The sequence below is a fragment of the Pseudomonas yamanorum genome (genome assembly GCF_013386765.1).
GTDB classification, from domain to species: Bacteria; Pseudomonadota; Gammaproteobacteria; order Pseudomonadales; family Pseudomonadaceae; genus Aquipseudomonas; species Aquipseudomonas yamanorum_A.
The window spans coordinates 21,597-37,474 of the sequence record NZ_JACARE010000071.1 but is presented as its reverse complement, the minus strand read 5'-3'; the positions used below and the strand labels follow the sequence as shown (position 1 = coordinate 37,474).

The 15,878-nt window shown below is 61.2% G+C and carries 12 protein-coding genes; 10 read left to right on the top strand and 2 right to left on the bottom strand.

Annotation, left to right across the window (positions count from 1 at the left end):
• Positions 1 to 260 precede the first annotated feature (260 nt).
• Both olsB and HX875_RS31810 read left to right on the top strand, forming a co-directional pair.
• Positions 261 to 1,016, top strand: a complete 756-nt coding sequence (gene olsB, locus HX875_RS31815) for an L-ornithine N(alpha)-acyltransferase (protein ID WP_010176659.1) — start codon at positions 261 to 263, stop codon at positions 1,014 to 1,016.
• On the top strand, positions 1,016 to 1,807 hold the full coding sequence (locus tag HX875_RS31810; RefSeq protein WP_177048901.1) for a lysophospholipid acyltransferase family protein: 792 nt from the start codon (positions 1,016 to 1,018) through the stop codon (positions 1,805 to 1,807). Before olsB ends, HX875_RS31810 begins: the two co-directional genes overlap by 1 nt.
• Positions 1,808 to 1,917: 110 nt before the next feature.
• On the opposite strand, the gene HX875_RS31805 is transcribed toward HX875_RS31810, so the two are convergent.
• The gene (locus HX875_RS31805) at positions 1,918 to 2,502 is read right to left on the bottom strand and encodes an acyl carrier protein phosphodiesterase (protein WP_177048900.1); all 585 of its coding nucleotides are present in this window, start codon (positions 2,500 to 2,502) and stop codon (positions 1,918 to 1,920) included.
• 156 nt (positions 2,503 to 2,658) lie between these two features.
• Between HX875_RS31805 and HX875_RS31800 the strand changes: the two genes are divergently transcribed.
• Genes HX875_RS31800 through HX875_RS31790 form a run of 3 tightly spaced genes read left to right on the top strand, consistent with a single transcriptional unit; the run spans position 2,659 to position 5,234 of the window.
• Positions 2,659 to 2,973 (top strand): ArsR/SmtB family transcription factor, encoded by a 315-nt coding sequence (locus HX875_RS31800; protein ID WP_177048899.1) that lies wholly within the window; start codon positions 2,659 to 2,661, stop codon positions 2,971 to 2,973.
• Between the two features lie 13 nt (positions 2,974 to 2,986).
• The gene (locus HX875_RS31795) at positions 2,987 to 4,153 is read left to right on the top strand and encodes an MFS transporter (protein WP_177048898.1); all 1,167 of its coding nucleotides are present in this window, start codon (positions 2,987 to 2,989) and stop codon (positions 4,151 to 4,153) included.
• Positions 4,154 to 4,178: 25 nt separating this feature from the next.
• The gene (locus tag HX875_RS31790) at positions 4,179 to 5,234 is read left to right on the top strand and encodes an alkene reductase (RefSeq protein ID WP_177048897.1); all 1,056 of its coding nucleotides are present in this window, start codon (positions 4,179 to 4,181) and stop codon (positions 5,232 to 5,234) included.
• Positions 5,235 to 5,585: 351 nt separating this feature from the next.
• Here the strand turns inward: HX875_RS31790 and HX875_RS31785 are convergent, their stop codons facing one another.
• The gene (locus HX875_RS31785) at positions 5,586 to 6,218 is read right to left on the bottom strand and encodes a TetR family transcriptional regulator (RefSeq protein WP_003219798.1); all 633 of its coding nucleotides are present in this window, start codon (positions 6,216 to 6,218) and stop codon (positions 5,586 to 5,588) included.
• 265 nt (positions 6,219 to 6,483) lie between these two features.
• On the opposite strand from HX875_RS31785, the gene HX875_RS31780 reads away from it, so the two are divergent.
• From HX875_RS31780 to HX875_RS31760, 5 genes are all read left to right on the top strand, one after another.
• Positions 6,484 to 7,632 carry an efflux RND transporter periplasmic adaptor subunit gene (locus HX875_RS31780; RefSeq protein ID WP_177048896.1) on the top strand — a complete coding sequence of 383 codons (1,149 nt, stop codon included), beginning with the start codon at positions 6,484 to 6,486 and terminating at the stop codon, positions 7,630 to 7,632.
• A gap of 3 nt (positions 7,633 to 7,635) precedes the next feature.
• Positions 7,636 to 10,797, top strand: coding sequence for an efflux RND transporter permease subunit (locus HX875_RS31775; RefSeq protein ID WP_177048895.1), 3,162 nt, complete (start codon positions 7,636 to 7,638; stop codon positions 10,795 to 10,797).
• Positions 10,794 to 12,251, top strand: a complete 1,458-nt coding sequence (gene adeC / locus HX875_RS31770) for an AdeC/AdeK/OprM family multidrug efflux complex outer membrane factor (protein ID WP_177048894.1) — start codon at positions 10,794 to 10,796, stop codon at positions 12,249 to 12,251. Before HX875_RS31775 ends, adeC begins: the two co-directional genes overlap by 4 nt.
• 283 nt (positions 12,252 to 12,534) lie before the next feature.
• Positions 12,535 to 14,232, top strand: a complete 1,698-nt coding sequence (locus HX875_RS31765) for a molecular chaperone HscC (RefSeq protein WP_177048893.1) — start codon at positions 12,535 to 12,537, stop codon at positions 14,230 to 14,232.
• 12 nt (positions 14,233 to 14,244) lie between these two features.
• Positions 14,245 to 15,864 (top strand): J domain-containing protein, encoded by a 1,620-nt coding sequence (locus HX875_RS31760; protein ID WP_177048891.1) that lies wholly within the window; start codon positions 14,245 to 14,247, stop codon positions 15,862 to 15,864.
• Positions 15,865 to 15,878: the final 14 nt, after the last annotated feature.

Genomic DNA, 15,878 nt, shown 5'->3' with positions numbered 1-15,878 from the left:
ACCGAGCCTAAGCGAGGTGCCGACAGGCGGGGCAGAGCGTTTTGGTTACTTTGCCGCTTTTGCAAAGTGACTCGCTGTAAGAGCGAAACCATAGGCGGCCGTTACCTAAATAACGGATATGTACCCAGCGATCCCCGACCAAAACGCCTGTCATCTAAGCGTCACCGTAACTTCATGGAGATGACACCGGCCGTACATAGCCTGAGTTGGCACAAACAAGTCGACCGGCCGCAACCCTGGCCGGCACTCGGAGACTCGCCATGACTCAGATCGCCCGCATCAGCGACACCGGCAATGAACGCCGCCTGCAAGCCGAACGCCTGATCGGCGCCCAGGCTTTGCAGGAAGCCCAGGCCCTGCGGTTCAACGTGTTCAGCGGCGAATTCAACGCCAAGCTGAAAGGCGCAGAACTGGGCCTGGACATGGATGACTATGATGTTCACTGCAGCCACATCGGCGTGCGGGATTTGAACAGCGGTCGACTCGTCGCCACCACCCGTTTGCTCGACCACCAGGCCGCCAGCACCCTGGGCCGCTTCTACAGCGAAGAAGAATTCAGCCTCCACGGCCTGCTGCACCTCAAAGGCCCGATCCTGGAAATCGGCCGCACCTGCGTCGACCCGGCCTACCGCAACGGCGGCACCATCGCGGTGTTGTGGGGCGAATTGGCCGAGGTACTCAACCAGGGCGGCTACAGCTACCTGATGGGCTGCGCGAGCATCCCGATGCACGACGGCGGCATCCAGGCCCACGCCATCATGCAGCGCCTGCGCGAACGCTACCTGTGCAACGAACACCTGCGGGCCGAGCCGAAAAAGCCGCTGCCTGCCTTGGACCTGCCGTCCAACGTCATCGCCGAAATGCCGCCCCTGCTCAAGGCCTACATGCGCCTGGGTGCGAAGATTTGCGGCGAGCCATGCTGGGACGAGGATTTCCAGGTGGCCGACGTGTTTATCCTGCTCAAGCGCGACGAGTTGTGCCCGCGTTACGCTCGCCACTTCAAGGCAGCCATGTGATGAGCCGCCTTCGGGTGTACGGGCGGATCGCCCGCGTGCTGCTGGTGGTGGCCCTGGGTTTGACCATGGCCAGTGTGTTTGGTGTGTTTGAACGCTTGGGGGTGGCCAACTCGATGGTACGCCGCCAGCGCTGGTCGCGGTTTTTCATGGCGCGGCTGACCAGTGCCCTGCCCTTTCGCGTGACCGTTCACGGTGAGTTGCCACAGCAGTCGATGCTGTGGGTCAGCAACCATGTGTCCTGGACCGATATCCCGCTGCTGGGGATGGTGGCGCCGATGTCGTTCCTGTCCAAGGCCGAGGTGCGTACCTGGCCGGTGGCGGGCTGGCTGGCGGCCAAGGCCGGCAGCCTGTTTATCCGCCGCGGTTCGGGTGACAGCCAGTTGATCCGCAAGCAGATGACCCGACACCTGGAACAAAAGCACCCGCTGTTGATGTTTCCGGAAGGCACCACCACTGATGGTCGTGCCCTGCGCACGTTCCACGGGCGCTTGCTGGCCAGTGCGATTGATGCCGACGTGTCGTTGCAACCGGTGGCGATCCGTTATCTGCGCGATGGCAACATCGACCCGCTGGCACCCTTTATTGGCGACGATGATTTGCTCTCGCACCTGATGCGTTTGTTTGGCAATGACCAGGGCGATGTGGAAATCCATCTGCTCAAGCCGATTGCCTGCGCCGGGCAGGAACGTGCCGCGCTGGCATTCCAGGCGCAGCAGGCGGTGCAGAAGGCGTTGTTTTGGCCAACCCCTGAAACAGAGCAGCTACCCGTACGGCCAGCGTTCGCTGCATGAAGTGATGTGAACACAATTAACCTGTGGGAGCTGGCTTGCCTGCGATGGCATCACCTCGGTGTATCTGAAAAACCGAGGTGCCTGCATCGCCGGCAAGCCAGCTCCTACATTTAGTTATGTGTGGTCAGCTGGTTTTGTGCGAACTGCTGCAACTCTGGATAAAACACCCGAAAGTCCTCGCTCAACGGCTCATACAGCGTGCGCAATTCCTGCATGGCTTGGCCCAGTTCTTCGGGCCGTGTCAGGCGCCGGCCGATCCCCGCCAATACCTGCTCCATCACCGCAAACTCGCGGTATGAACCCAGCCAGTCATCCGCCGCCATATACGGCGCAATCTGCGCCAGCCGCCCCGGCAACGCCGGCTCTTCGGCGAGCACCCGGTAAACCCGCGAGGTAAACCGCTCCAGCGGCTGATCGGCATACAAGGCCCAATCCCGCGCCAGGCAGTGGTCGAAAAACACATCGAGGACGATCCCGGCGTAGCGGCGTCGGGTGAGTGTGAAGCGCGACAATGCCTCCCCTACCAGCGGGTGGCTGTCGGTGTAGCGGTCGATTGAGCGGTGCAACTGAATCGCCGACTCGATTTGCGGGCTGAACTGGCCTTGCAGGCGACCTTTAACGAAGTCGCCATACAGGCTGCCGAGCAATTGAGCAGGAAGTTGGCCGCCCAGGTGCAGATGTGCGAGATAATTCATGCCGCGCAGTCTAACACTGCCGCCAACGTATCGTTATAACCCGATATACCGATTTAGCCTGGCCTAAGACCAAAATCATATTGGTGTATCGGAATATAACGATTTAAAGTTCGCCTCATCGCGATATAACGTTTTACAAACCCGAGCATCACTGCCATGTCCATCGACCTCGACGAAATAATAAAAGCCCTGGCGCACCCAGTACGGCGAGACATCCTCAACTGGCTGAAAGACCCGAAGACGCAATTCCCTGAGCAGATTCACCACCACGAGCACGGCATTTGCGCCGGGCAGATCGACCAGCGTTGCGGCCTGTCCCAGTCCACCGTGTCGGCGCACCTGGCGACTCTGCAACGAGCGGGGCTGATCAGCAGCCAGAAGGCCGGCCAATGGCACTTTTTCAAACGCAATGAGGAGGCAATCCAAGCCTTCCTCAAAGCGCTCACCGAAGAACTCAGCACACCGCTGTAACAAGGACCCACCAATGCCTCTCTCGCTACTCATCCTGGCCTTAAGCGCCTTCGCCATCGGTACGACCGAGTTCGTCATCATGGGGCTGTTGCCCGATGTGGCGGCCGACCTCGGTGTATCGATTCCCGGCGCCGGCTGGCTGGTGACCGGTTACGCCCTGGGCGTGGCCATCGGCGCGCCCTTCATGGCACTGGCCACCGCCAAGTTGCCGCGCAAGGCCGCCCTGGTAGCGTTGATGGGCATTTTCATCATCGGCAACCTGCTCTGCGCCATGGCCAGTGACTACAACGTGCTGATGTTTGCCCGTGTGGTGACGGCGCTGTGCCACGGTGCCTTCTTTGGCATCGGTTCGGTGGTCGCCGCCAACCTGGTGCCGGCCAACAAGCGTGCTTCGGCCGTGGCGCTGATGTTCACCGGCTTGACCCTGGCCAACGTGCTGGGTGTGCCGTTGGGCACGGCACTGGGCCAGGAAGCCGGCTGGCGCTCGACCTTCTGGGCAGTCACCGTGATTGGAGTGATCGCATTGATCGGCCTGATCCGCTTCCTGCCGACCAAGCGTGACGAGGAAAAACTCGACATGCGCGCCGAGCTCAAAGCACTCAAAGGCGCCGGTATATGGCTGTCATTGAGCATGACCGCGCTGTTCTCCGCCTCGATGTTCACCCTCTTTACCTACGTCGCGCCGCTGCTGGGGGATGTCACCGGTGTCTCGCCCAAAGGCGTGACCTGGACCCTGCTGCTGATCGGCCTGGGCCTGACCGTCGGCAACATCATCGGCGGCAAGCTGGCAGACAAACGCTTGGCCGCCACCCTGATCGGCGTATTCATCAGCATGGCCGTCGTCTCCACGGTGCTGACCTGGACCAGCGTCGCCGTGATCCCGACTGAAATCACCCTGTTCCTCTGGGCCACCGCCTCGTTTGCCGCCGTGCCGGCACTGCAAATCAACGTGGTGACCTTCGGCAAGGCCGCCCCCAACCTGGTGTCCACCTTGAACATCGGTGCCTTCAACATCGGCAACGCCCTCGGCGCCTGGGTTGGCGGCAGCGTGATTGCCCACGGTTTCGGCCTGACCAGCGTCCCCCTGGCCGCTGCAGCATTGGCGGTGCTCGCCCTGCTGGTGACCCTGATTACTTTCCGTCAGACCGGCGATGCCGACCTGGCCCCCGCGACCAACTGATCAACTAAAGAGAAGGGTGTATCCCATGACGACTATTTTCGATCCAATCAAGCTGGGCGACCTGGAACTGTCGAACCGCATCATCATGGCGCCGCTGACCCGCTGCCGTGCCGACGCCGGTCGTGTGCCCAATGCGCTGATGGCCGAGTACTACGTACAACGTGCCTCCGCCGGCCTGATCCTCAGCGAAGCCACCTCTGTGACGCCAATGGGCGTGGGCTACCCGGATACCCCGGGCATCTGGTCCAACGACCAGGTGCGTGGCTGGGCCAATGTAACCAAGGCCGTACACGGCGCAGGCGGCAAGATCTTCCTGCAACTGTGGCACGTGGGCCGCATCTCCCATGAATCGTACCTCGACGGTGAAACCCCGGTCGCACCCAGTGCCATCCAGCCTAAAGGCCACGTCAGCCTGGTGCGCCCACTGGCCGACTACCCTACCCCGCGCGCCCTGGAAACCGCTGAAATCGCCGACATCGTCGACGCTTACCGCGTAGGCGCCGAGAACGCCAAGGCTGCCGGTTTTGACGGTGTGGAAGTTCACGGCGCAAACGGCTACCTGCTTGACCAGTTCCTGCAAAGCAGCACCAACCAGCGCACCGACAACTATGGCGGCTCCCTGGAAAACCGTGCACGCCTGATGCTCGAAGTGACTGACGCAGTGATTGAAGTCTGGGGCGCCGGCCGTGTGGGTGTGCACCTGGCACCACGCGCCGACTCCCACGACATGGGCGACGCCAACCTGTCGGAAACTTTCACCTACCTCGCAAAAGAGCTGGGCAAGCGTGGTATCGCGTTCATCTGCTCCCGTGAAAAGGAAGCCGGCGACAGCCTCGGCCCACAACTGAAAGCAGCCTTCGGCGGCCCGTACATCGCCAACGAACGCTTCACCAAGGACAGCGCCAACGCCTGGCTGGCCTCAGGCAAGGCCGACGCCGTAGCGTTCGGCGTACCGTTCATCGCCAACCCGGACCTGCCGGCTCGCCTGAAGGCCGATGCTCCGCTGAACGAAGCGCATCCAGAGACGTTCTACGCCAAAGGCCCGGTCGGCTACATCGACTACCCGACCCTGGCCCTGTAATCGGCTGAAACGAAAAAGCCCCGGCTTGCGAGAGCCGGGGCTTTTTTATGGGCCGCAGGAAACATTTTCCTGTAGGAGCGAGCTTGCTCGCGAAAAACGCCCAGGCGACGCGTTAATGCAGCATGCCCGCGTTATCGTTGACGATCTTCGCGAGCAAGCTCGCTCCTACACAGGCCGCAGGAACATTCCTTCACAGCCTTGCAACAATATTGCTACAAAATACTTAGCCAACTACCTATCAACCACCCGCCAGCCCGTATATAACGTCACCCCATAAAATCAGGGAAAAGGCTGATTGACCTGCCCTGGCCTTTATTGTTGACACAACTGGTCGCAATTACGCATTTTGTCTTAATTGCGCAGGCCAGGGCTCAAGCGCAGCATGTCCAACGCGATATCGACCCACCGTTCTGCGTCCTGGGCCAATTGAAAACTGTCGGGTACCAGCAGCCATTGGCCGAGAATTCCGTCGATATAAGCGTGCATGCATACGGCAGCACGTACGGTGTCGAGATTCTCCGGAAGCTGCCCGCGATGGACCGCGTTACGCAGGGTCAGCCCGATGCGCAGGTTGCATTCAAGGCTGGCGGTCTGGCGCTGACGGCGCAGATCACACATTTCATCGGTGAATTCGCACTTATGAAACAAAATCTCATTGATGCGCCGGGTCTTCGGGTCCAGCGCCACTTGATGGAACAGATGAATCAGCAGCTTGCGCATGCAACCCAGCGGATCGACCTCGTCCTCGCTCTCACTGGCCCTGGCCAACTCATCCAGCGGCTCGTGCAGCGTATCGAGCATCGCCTGCACCAGGTCGGCCTTGTTGCTGAAATGCCAGTAGATGGCACCGCGCGTCACGCCCGCCAAGGCGGCGATGTCCGCCAGCGTGGTACGCGCAACACCGCGCTCGTAAAAGGCTTGCTCGGCCGCTTCAAGAATCTGGCTGCGCGTTTCCTGAGCTTCCTCTTTGGTACGACGAACCATGGCAGTAAAACCTCAATCAGGACACTTTGGGTGGCCGGAAACGACCATCTGAATAATTGTGGGACGACGCCTTCATGGGCGCCGAACGTACTAGAATCGAGGCTTTGGACGCTGCTTTGTCAACATTCCGCGAAGCCTGTCAAGAGTTTACAAACAACCATGAACGTAAGTATATTGCGTAGCAAGCTACTTATCCACTCAGTGCCTGTTTTTTACCCTTCCACACTTCTTGTGCGCACTCTGCGCGCCTGACCCGAGGATCTTCATGCAACTTAAGCCAGCTGTTACCGCCCTGGTTACTGCCGTCGCCCTGGCATCGCTGCTCAGCGGATGTAAAAAGGAAGAAGCGGCTCCGCCCGCTCAAACCCCTCAGGTCGGCGTGGTCACTATTCAACCTCAAGCCTTTACCCTGACATCCGAGCTGCCAGGCCGCACCACGGCCTACCGCATTGCCGAGGTTCGCCCTCAGGTCAACGGCATCATTCTCAAGCGCCTGTTCAAGGAAGGCGGCGACGTCAAGGAAGGCCAGCAGCTCTATCAGATCGATCCGTCGGTGTATGACGCCTCTCTGAAAAGCGCCCAGGCCAACCTGGCCCAGACCAAGTCGATTGCCGACCGCTACAAGCAGTTGGTGGACGAGCAAGCGGTCAGCCGTCAGGAATACGACACCGCCGTGTCCAACCGCATGACCTCTGAAGCCAACGTGCAAACGGCCCAGATCAACGTGCGCTACACCAAGGTCTTCGCCCCTATCTCCGGGCGTATCGGCCGCTCTTCGGTCACCGAAGGCGCGCTGGTCAGCAACGGCCAGACCGATGCCATGGCCGTGATCCAGCAACTGGACCCGATCTACGTCGACGTCACGCAGTCCTCCGCCGAGATGCTGAAACTGCGTCGCGACCTGGAAAGCGGCCAGCTGGAAAAAGCCGGTGACAACGCGGCCAAGGTCAAGCTGACCCTGGAAGACGGCAGCGATTACAAGCTGGACGGTAAACTGGAATTCTCTGAAGTCTCGGTCGACGAAACCACCGGTTCCGTGACCCTGCGTGCCGTGTTCCCGAACCCAGACCACACCCTGCTGCCGGGCATGTTTGTGCACGCGCAATTGCAGGCCGGTGTGAACAGCAAGGCCATCCTGGCACCGCAGCAAGGCGTGACCCGCGACCTGAAGGGCATCCCGACCGCGCTGGTGGTGAACAAGGACAACAAGGTCGAGCAGCGTGTACTGGTCGCCAACCGGACTACCGGCGCCTACTGGCTGGTGGAAAAAGGCCTGAACGCCGGTGACCGTGTGATCACCGAAGGCCTGCAATTCATCAAGCCGGGCATCGAAGTCAAGGTCAAGGACGCGGATAACGCCAAGCCCGCCGGTTCCGCTGCTGCTCCTGCTGCCGCTGCTGGTCAAGGGGAGTAATTCATGTCGAAATTTTTTATCGACCGTCCCATTTTCGCCTGGGTAATTGCCCTGGTGATCATGCTGGTCGGGGCACTGTCTATCCTGAAGTTGCCCATCAACCAGTACCCGGCCATTGCGCCAACCGCCATTGATATCCAGGTGACCTACCCGGGCGCGTCTGCACAAACCGTGCAGGACACCGTGGTGCAGGTGATCGAGCAACAGCTCAACGGTATCGACAACCTGCGTTATGTCGCCTCGGACAGTAACTCCGACGGCAGCATGACCATCACCGCGACGTTCAACCAGGGTACCAACCCGGACATCGCCCAGGTTCAGGTACAGAACAAGCTCAACCTGGCGACCCCGCTGCTGCCACAAGAAGTACAGCAGCAAGGTATCCGCGTTACCAAGTCGGTGAAGAACTTCCTGATGGTGATCGGTCTGGTGTCGGAAGACGGCAGCATGACCAAGGATGACCTTTCCAACTACATCGTTTCCAACATCCAGGACCCGATTTCCCGGACCGCTGGTGTGGGTGACTTCCAGGTGTTCGGTTCCCAGTACGCCATGCGTATCTGGCTCGACCCGGCCAAGCTGAACAACTACCAGCTGACGCCAGTGGATGTCAGCAACGCCATCCAGGCGCAGAACGTCCAGGTGGCCACCGGCCAATTGGGCGGCCTGCCTGCCCTGCCCGGCACTCAGTTGAACGCCACCATCATCGGCAAGACGCGTCTGCAAACCACTGAAGCGTTCGGCAATATCCTGATGAAGGTCAACTCCGACGGATCCCAGGTTCGTCTGGGTGACGTTGCGCGTATCGAACTGGGCGGCCAGAACTACAGCATCAGTGCACAGTTCAACGGCAAGCCGGCTTCCGGTATGGCGATCAAGCTGGCAGCCGGTGCCAACGCACTCGACACCGCCAAGGCGATTCGTGAAACGGTTGCGTCCCTCGAACCGTTCTTCCCGCCTGGCATGAAGGCTGTGGTGCCGTATGACACCACGCCGGTCGTGACCGAATCGATCTCCGGTGTGGTTCACACCCTGGTCGAAGCGATCGTGCTGGTGTTCCTGGTGATGTTCCTGTTCCTGCAGAACTTCCGCGCCACCATCATCACCACCATGACCGTACCGGTGGTATTGCTGGGTACCTTCGGGATCCTCGCCGCGTTCGGCTTCACCATCAACACCCTGACCATGTTCGGCATGATCCTGGCCATCGGCTTGCTGGTGGACGATGCCATTGTTGTGGTGGAGAACGTCGAGCGGGTAATGGCCGAGGAGCACCTGTCGCCCAAGGAGGCGACGGTCAAGTCCATGGGCCAGATCCAGGGCGCCCTGGTAGGTATCGCCCTGGTGCTGTCGGCGGTACTGCTGCCAATGGCGTTCTTCGGTGGTTCCACCGGTGTGATCTACCGCCAGTTCTCCATCACCATTGTTTCGGCGATGGCGCTGTCGGTACTGGTTGCCCTGATCTTCACCCCGGCCTTGTGCGCCACCATGCTCAAGCCGATTGACCCGGAAAAGCACGGCCAACCCAAGCGCGGTTTCTTCGGCTGGTTCAACCGTACCTTCGACCGTGGCGTACTGAGCTACGAGCGCGGCGTCGGTAACATGATCAAGCACAAGTTCCCGGCTTTCGTGGTCTATGCACTGATCCTCGCCGGCATGATCTGGATGTTCACCCGTATTCCAAGCGCGTTCCTCCCAGAGGAAGACCAGGGCGTGATCTTTGCCCAGGTCCAGACGCCAGTGGGCTCTTCGGCTGAACGTACGCAGAAAGTCATCGACGACATGCGCGCCTACCTGTTGAACGACAAGGAAGGCGAGCCAGGCGAAGGCAAGGCGGTTAAATCGGTGTTTACCGTAAACGGCTTCAACTTCGCCGGTCGTGGCCAGAGCTCGGGCCTCGCGTTCGTGATGCTCAAGCCATGGGATGAGCGTGATGCGTCGCTGTCGGTATTTGAAGTTGCCAAGCGCGCCCAGGGTTATTTCTTCCAGACCTTCAAGGACGCCATGGTGTTCGCCGTGGTACCACCGTCGGTACTGGAACTGGGTAACGCCACCGGCTTCGACGTGTTCCTGCAAGACCAGGGCGGCGTTGGCCACCAGAAGTTGATGGATGCGCGTAACCAGTTCCTCGGTGCCGCAGCACAAAGCAAGATCCTGGCGGGCGTGCGCCCCAACGGCGTGAACGATGAGCCGCAGTACGAGCTGACCGTTGACGACGAGAAGGCCAGCGCCCAGGGCATCAGCCTGGCAGACATCCAGCAGACCCTGGCAATCGCCTTGGGTGGCAGCTACATCAACGACTTCATCGACCGTGGTCGTGTGAAGAAGGTGTATGTACAGGGTGACGCCGCCAGCCGGATGTCTCCGGAAGACCTGAGCAAATGGTACGTGCGCAGCACGTCCGGGAAGATGGTGCCGCTGTCGGCCATCTCTTCGGGCAAGTGGATCTTCGGTTCGCCGAAACTCTCGCGCTATAACGGTGTAGCGGCGATGGAAATCCTCGGTACCCCGGCACCTGGCTACAGTACCGGTGATGCGATGGCGGAAGTCGAGCGTATCGCCAAGGACCTGCCGGCCGGTGTCGGTTACTCCTGGACGGGCCTGTCGTACGAAGAACGCCTGTCCGGCTCCCAGGCGCCTGCGCTGTACGCCCTGTCGCTGCTGGTCGTGTTCCTTTGCCTTGCGGCACTGTACGAAAGCTGGTCGATTCCGATCGCGGTGATTCTGGTTGTACCACTGGGTGTGATCGGTGCGCTGATCGCCACCAGCCTGCGGGGACTGTCCAACGACGTGTTCTTCCAGGTGGGCCTGTTGGTGACGGTGGGCCTGGCGGCGAAAAACGCCATCCTGATCGTGGAGTTCGCCAAAGAGCTTCACGAACAGGGCAAAGGCATCGTCGAGTCGGCTATCGAGGCATCCCGCATGCGTCTGCGTCCGATCATCATGACGTCCATGGCGTTCATGCTCGGCGTACTGCCCCTGGCGATTTCCACCGGTGCCGGCTCAGGTAGCCAGCACGCCATCGGTACGGGCGTAATTGGCGGTATGATCACCGCCACGGTCCTCGCGATTTTCTGGGTACCCCTGTTCTTCGCAACCGTGTCCTCCGCTGGCGAGCGTAAAAAGACTGAAACCAAGCAAACTCCTAAAGAGGCTGGCCAATGAGCAAGTCGCTACTTTCCTTAGCCGTCACGGCATTCGTGCTCAGTGGCTGCTCGCTGATCCCGGACTACCAGCGCCCTGAAGCGCCGGTAGCCGCGCAGTTCCCGCAGGGGCCGGCGTATTCGTCGGCCCAGGCGCCGAGCCAGGCCGCCGCCGAGCAAGGCTGGAAGCAGTTTTTCCATGACCCTGCCCTGCAGCAGCTGATCCAGACTGCACTGGTGAACAACCGCGACCTGCGTGTCGCGGCCCTGAACATCGACGCCTATGCCGCGCAGTACCAGATCCAGCGTGCCGACCTGTTCCCGGCCATCTCGGCCACGGGCAGCGGCAGCCGTTCGCGGACTCCGGCCAAACTGTCGCAGACCGGCGAAGCGGGCATTACCAGCCAATACTCGGCCGGCCTCGGGATCAGCTCTTATGAGCTGGACCTGTTCGGCCGCGTGCGCAGCCTGAGCGAGCAAGCGCTGCAACAATACTTCGCCACCGAAGAAGCGCGTCGCACCACTCAGATCAGCCTGGTGGCCAGTGTGGCCAACGCCTACCTGACCTGGCAGGCCGACAAGGAGCTGCTCAAGCTCACCCAGGACACCCTGGGCGCGTACGAGCAGAGCTTCAAGCTCACCTCCCGCAGCAATGAAGTCGGCGTAGCGTCGGCCCTGGACCTGAGCCAGGCCCGTACCTCGGTGGAAAACGCCCGGGTTGCATTGGCGCGCTATACCCGCCAAGTGGCCCAGGACGAAAACAACCTGACCCTGCTGCTGGGCACCGGCCTGCCGGCGAACATCGTCAGCCGGCCATTGGCTGACGACCTGTTGAGCGAAGTACCGGCCGGCCTGCCGTCGGACCTGCTGCAACGTCGTCCCGACATCCTGCAGGCCGAGTACAACCTCAAGGCGGCCAACGCCAACATCGGTGCGGCACGGGCAGCGTTCTTCCCGAGCATCACCCTGACCGCCAGTGCCGGTACTGCAAGCCCGACCCTGGGCGGCCTGTTCAAGGGTGGTTCGGGTACCTGGTCGTTCGCACCGCAGATCAACATCCCGATCTTCAACGCCGGCAGCCTGCGCGCCAGCCTGGATTACTCGAAAATCCAGAAAGAGATCAACGTCGCCAACTACGAGAAAGCGATCCAGACCGGCTTCCAGGAAGTCTCCGATGGCCTTGCCGCCCGCGAGACCTACAAGCAGCAACTGGACGCCCAACGTGGCTTCGTCGCGGCCAACCAGGATTACTACCGCCTGGCCGAGCGTCGCTACCGCATTGGTGTCGACAGCAACCTGACGTTCCTCGACGCCCAGCGCCAACTGTTCAGTGCCCAGCAATCGCTGATCACCGACCGCCTGGCGCAGCTCAACAGCGAGGTGAACCTGTACAAGGCCCTCGGTGGTGGCTGGAACGAGCAAACCGCGAAGAACGAGCCGTTGAAAGAAGAAGCGCCAAAGCTGAATCTGTTCTGATAGCCCGGTAACACAAAAACCGCTTCCCTCACGGGAGGCGGTTTTTTTATGCCTGTAACAAAGATCAAGGTAGGAGCTGTCGAGCCTTGGCGAGGCTGCGATGGGATCGCTGCGGTGTGTCTGGCAGACCGCGGCGCCTGCATCGCGGGCAAGCCCGGCTCCCACAGGGGCGTGCATTTCAGATCCGGGAGCGGCACTGGTCTAATGTGGGTTGCGTTTCGCGCCGGACATCAGGGTAAAATTGGTAACAGATTCTTACAGACCACAGAGGGAGCTTGTCGTAATGATCGTAGGAATCGACCTGGGGACCACCAACAGTCTTGCCGCCGTATGGCGCGGCGATACCACCGAGTTGGTGCCCAACGCCCTTGGCCAGTTCCTGACCCCAAGCGTGGTCGGGCTGGATGACCAGGGCCGGATTCTGGTGGGCCAGGCCGCACGCGAGCGGCTGCACACTCACCCGCAACTGACCACCTCGTTGTTCAAGCGCTACATGGGCAGCGCCACTGAAGTGCGCCTGGGCGACCGGCTGTTCCGCCCGGAAGAGCTCTCGGCGCTGGTGCTCAAAAGCCTCAAGGAAGACATCGAGCGCACCTACGGCCACACCGTCACGGAAGCCGTGATCAGCGTGCCCGCCTACTTCAGTGACGGCCAGCGCAAGGCCACCCGCATCGCCGGTGAACTGGCCGGCCTGAACATCGAAAAGCTGATCAACGAACCCACCGCCGCCGCCCTCGCCTACGGCCTGCACCAGCGGGACAAGGAAACCTCGTTCCTGGTGTTCGACCTTGGCGGCGGCACCTTTGACGTGTCGATTATCGAGCTGTTCGACGGCGTCATGGAAGTGCGCGCCAGCGCCGGTGACAACTTCCTCGGCGGCGAAGATTTCGACACCCTGCTGCTCGACCATTTCATCGACAGCCAGCGCAACGTCCAAGGTTTCCCGCCACGGGCCTCGGTGCTGCAACCCCTGCGACGCGAAGCCGAACGGGTGCGCAAGGCCCTCGGCCAGGACGACAGCGCCGAGTTCACGTTGCGCGTGGATGGCCAGCAATGGACCCACACCATCACCCAGCAGGAACTGGCCAAACTCTTCACGCCGCTGCTTGAACGCCTGCGCACCCCGATTGAACGGGCGCTGCGGGACGCGCGCATCCGGGTCGGCGACCTGGACGAGATCCTGCTGGTGGGCGGCACCACGCGCATGCCGCTGGTGCGCAAGCTGGCCGCCGGATTGTTCGGGCGCTTCCCGTCCATCAGCCTCGACCCCGACCAGGTCGTCGCCCACGGCGCCGCGATTCAAGCCGCGCTCAAGGCACGTTCGGCGGCGCTGGAAGAAGTGGTGCTGACCGACGTCTGCCCTTACACCCTGGGCATCGAAACCTCGACCCAGTACGGTAACCACATCGAAAGCGGCCATTACCTGCCGCTGATCGAGCGCAACAGCAGCGTGCCGGTGAGCCGCGTCAAAACCGTGCACACCATGCACGACAACCAGGCCCAGGTACTGCTGAAAATCTTCCAGGGCGAAAGCCGCCTGGTGAAAGACAACATCAAGCTCGGCGAGCTGGAAATTGATGTGCCCAAGCGCAAGGCCGGTGAGGTCTCGCTGGATGTGCGCTTCACCTATGACAACAACGGCCTGCTGGAAGCCCAGGTAAGTATTCCGCTGACGGGCGAGCAACACTCGCTGGTGATCGAGAACAACCCCGGCGTACTGACCGCGGACGAAATCCAGCAACGCCTGCAAGCCCTGGCGCTGCTGAAGATTCACCCGAGGGACCAACAGGTCAACACCGTGCTGACCGCACGCCTGGAGCGGCTCTACCAGGAAAACCTGGGGGAATTGCGTGAGCAGTTGGGCCATTGGGCGGCGCAGTTCCAGCAAGTGCTCGACACCCAGGACGAACGTCGTATCCGTGAAGCCCGCACTGAACTCACCCGGCAACTGGAACAACTGGACAGTGGCATCTGGCGCTAGGGAGCCTGCGACATGGAATGTTGGACAGTGTTGCAACTGCCGGAAGACGCCGACGAACGCAGCATCAAGCGCGGCTATGCGCGCCTGCTCAAAAACTGCCGCCCGGATGACGATGCCGAAGGCTTCCAGCGCCTGCGGGAGGCTTACGAGCAGGCGCTGAACATCGCGCGCTGGCGGGCCGAGCATGAAGAGCAAGAAGCCGAAGCCATTGAAGCCCCGGTGGCGGAGCAGGCCTACGGCAGCCTCAACCAGTACTCGGACTTTATCGACGTGCACCCCGTCAGCCCTGCCCCGTTCGCGCTACCGCCCGAGCAGACTCGTGCACAGGCCCTGATCAAAGGGCTGAGCGCAGCCAACCTCAACGAGCGCTGGGAGCAGGCGCAGCAGCAACTGTGTGCGGATGCCTTCCAGGCCGCCCTGCTGCGCCATTGCTTCGATACCCCTGGCGAACGCGGCGCGATTGCCGCCTGGGCCGTGCAGCATCTGGAATGGCTGACGCCCTGGCAAAGCGTGGTGATGACGCCCTGGCAACACGAAGCGCTCACCAACGAACTGCTCCAGCAATACCGCCAGGCGCTTCAGGAACTGTTGGAGCAAAAGGCCGAGCGCGAGTTCGTCAACCAGCTCACGGCGTACAACCAGCAACCCTGGCTGCGGGTGTTCGACCTGCAGCAACAGTGGCAACGCATCATCCTGCAATTGCTCCACGAAACGCAGTGGAGCGTGCCGCTGTTCGAGCGGGTGTCCCAGGCCTTTGGCTGGGACGATCAGAAAGGCGTGCACCCGGAGCCAGAGTGGATGTGGAGCGGCCTGGTGGAGCGCTGCCAGCAGGAAAGCTTCTACGACAACCTGCTGGCCAAGGCCAAGGACGGTCCGCGCAACTCACCGGACGTGCTGGCGGCGCGGCTGCTGCTCACGCCCATGTCCGCCACACAGCAGCATCGCTTCACAGACCCGTTTGGCGGCAACGAATGGAACGCCTGCCAGCACCTGTCTGAAACCCTGGCGTGGCGCTACCCGCAGCTGCTTGAGCGTCTGCCTCAGCCCGATGTGTATTTCTGGCGCAGGTTCCTGCCGCGCGCCGTCTCTTATCAGAGTTGGGTCCGGGTGTGGGGCGGCCTGGCCATCGCCAGTGGCCTGGCGTTTTATCAGCAGAAAAAAACCACGCTGGTCGCCGAAATGGTCATGTTCATGCTGCTGACCTTTATCCCGGCCATGATCGCCATTCGTGGCACCCAGCTCTGGGCGGCATTCACGTCGCGGCTGATCGTCCCCGACCTGTGGCTGAGTGAACGCCTGCTGCCCAAGCGCTTCAACCCTCATCAATACTGGTTGGTGCTGCGCCACGGTATCCCGCAAGTGGGCATGCTGTTGATGTTCGGCTTCGTGCTGGGACTGATGGGCATGCTGGGCTACCTGGGCATGATTCTGATCAATCAGTTTCACCGCCGGCGCATTGGCCAAGTCAGCGAAAGCTTCAATGAAAAATACCCGTGGATCAGCGGCCTGCACTGGAGCTACTGGAGCCCGTTTCAGGTCGTGTTCCTGTTAGTGATGGTGGCCGCAACCCTCGCCTGCCAGAAATACTTGCCCGCCTTTCCCTGGACCAGCCTCACCGCCTCCCGCCTGTAACGCTTGCGAAAAAC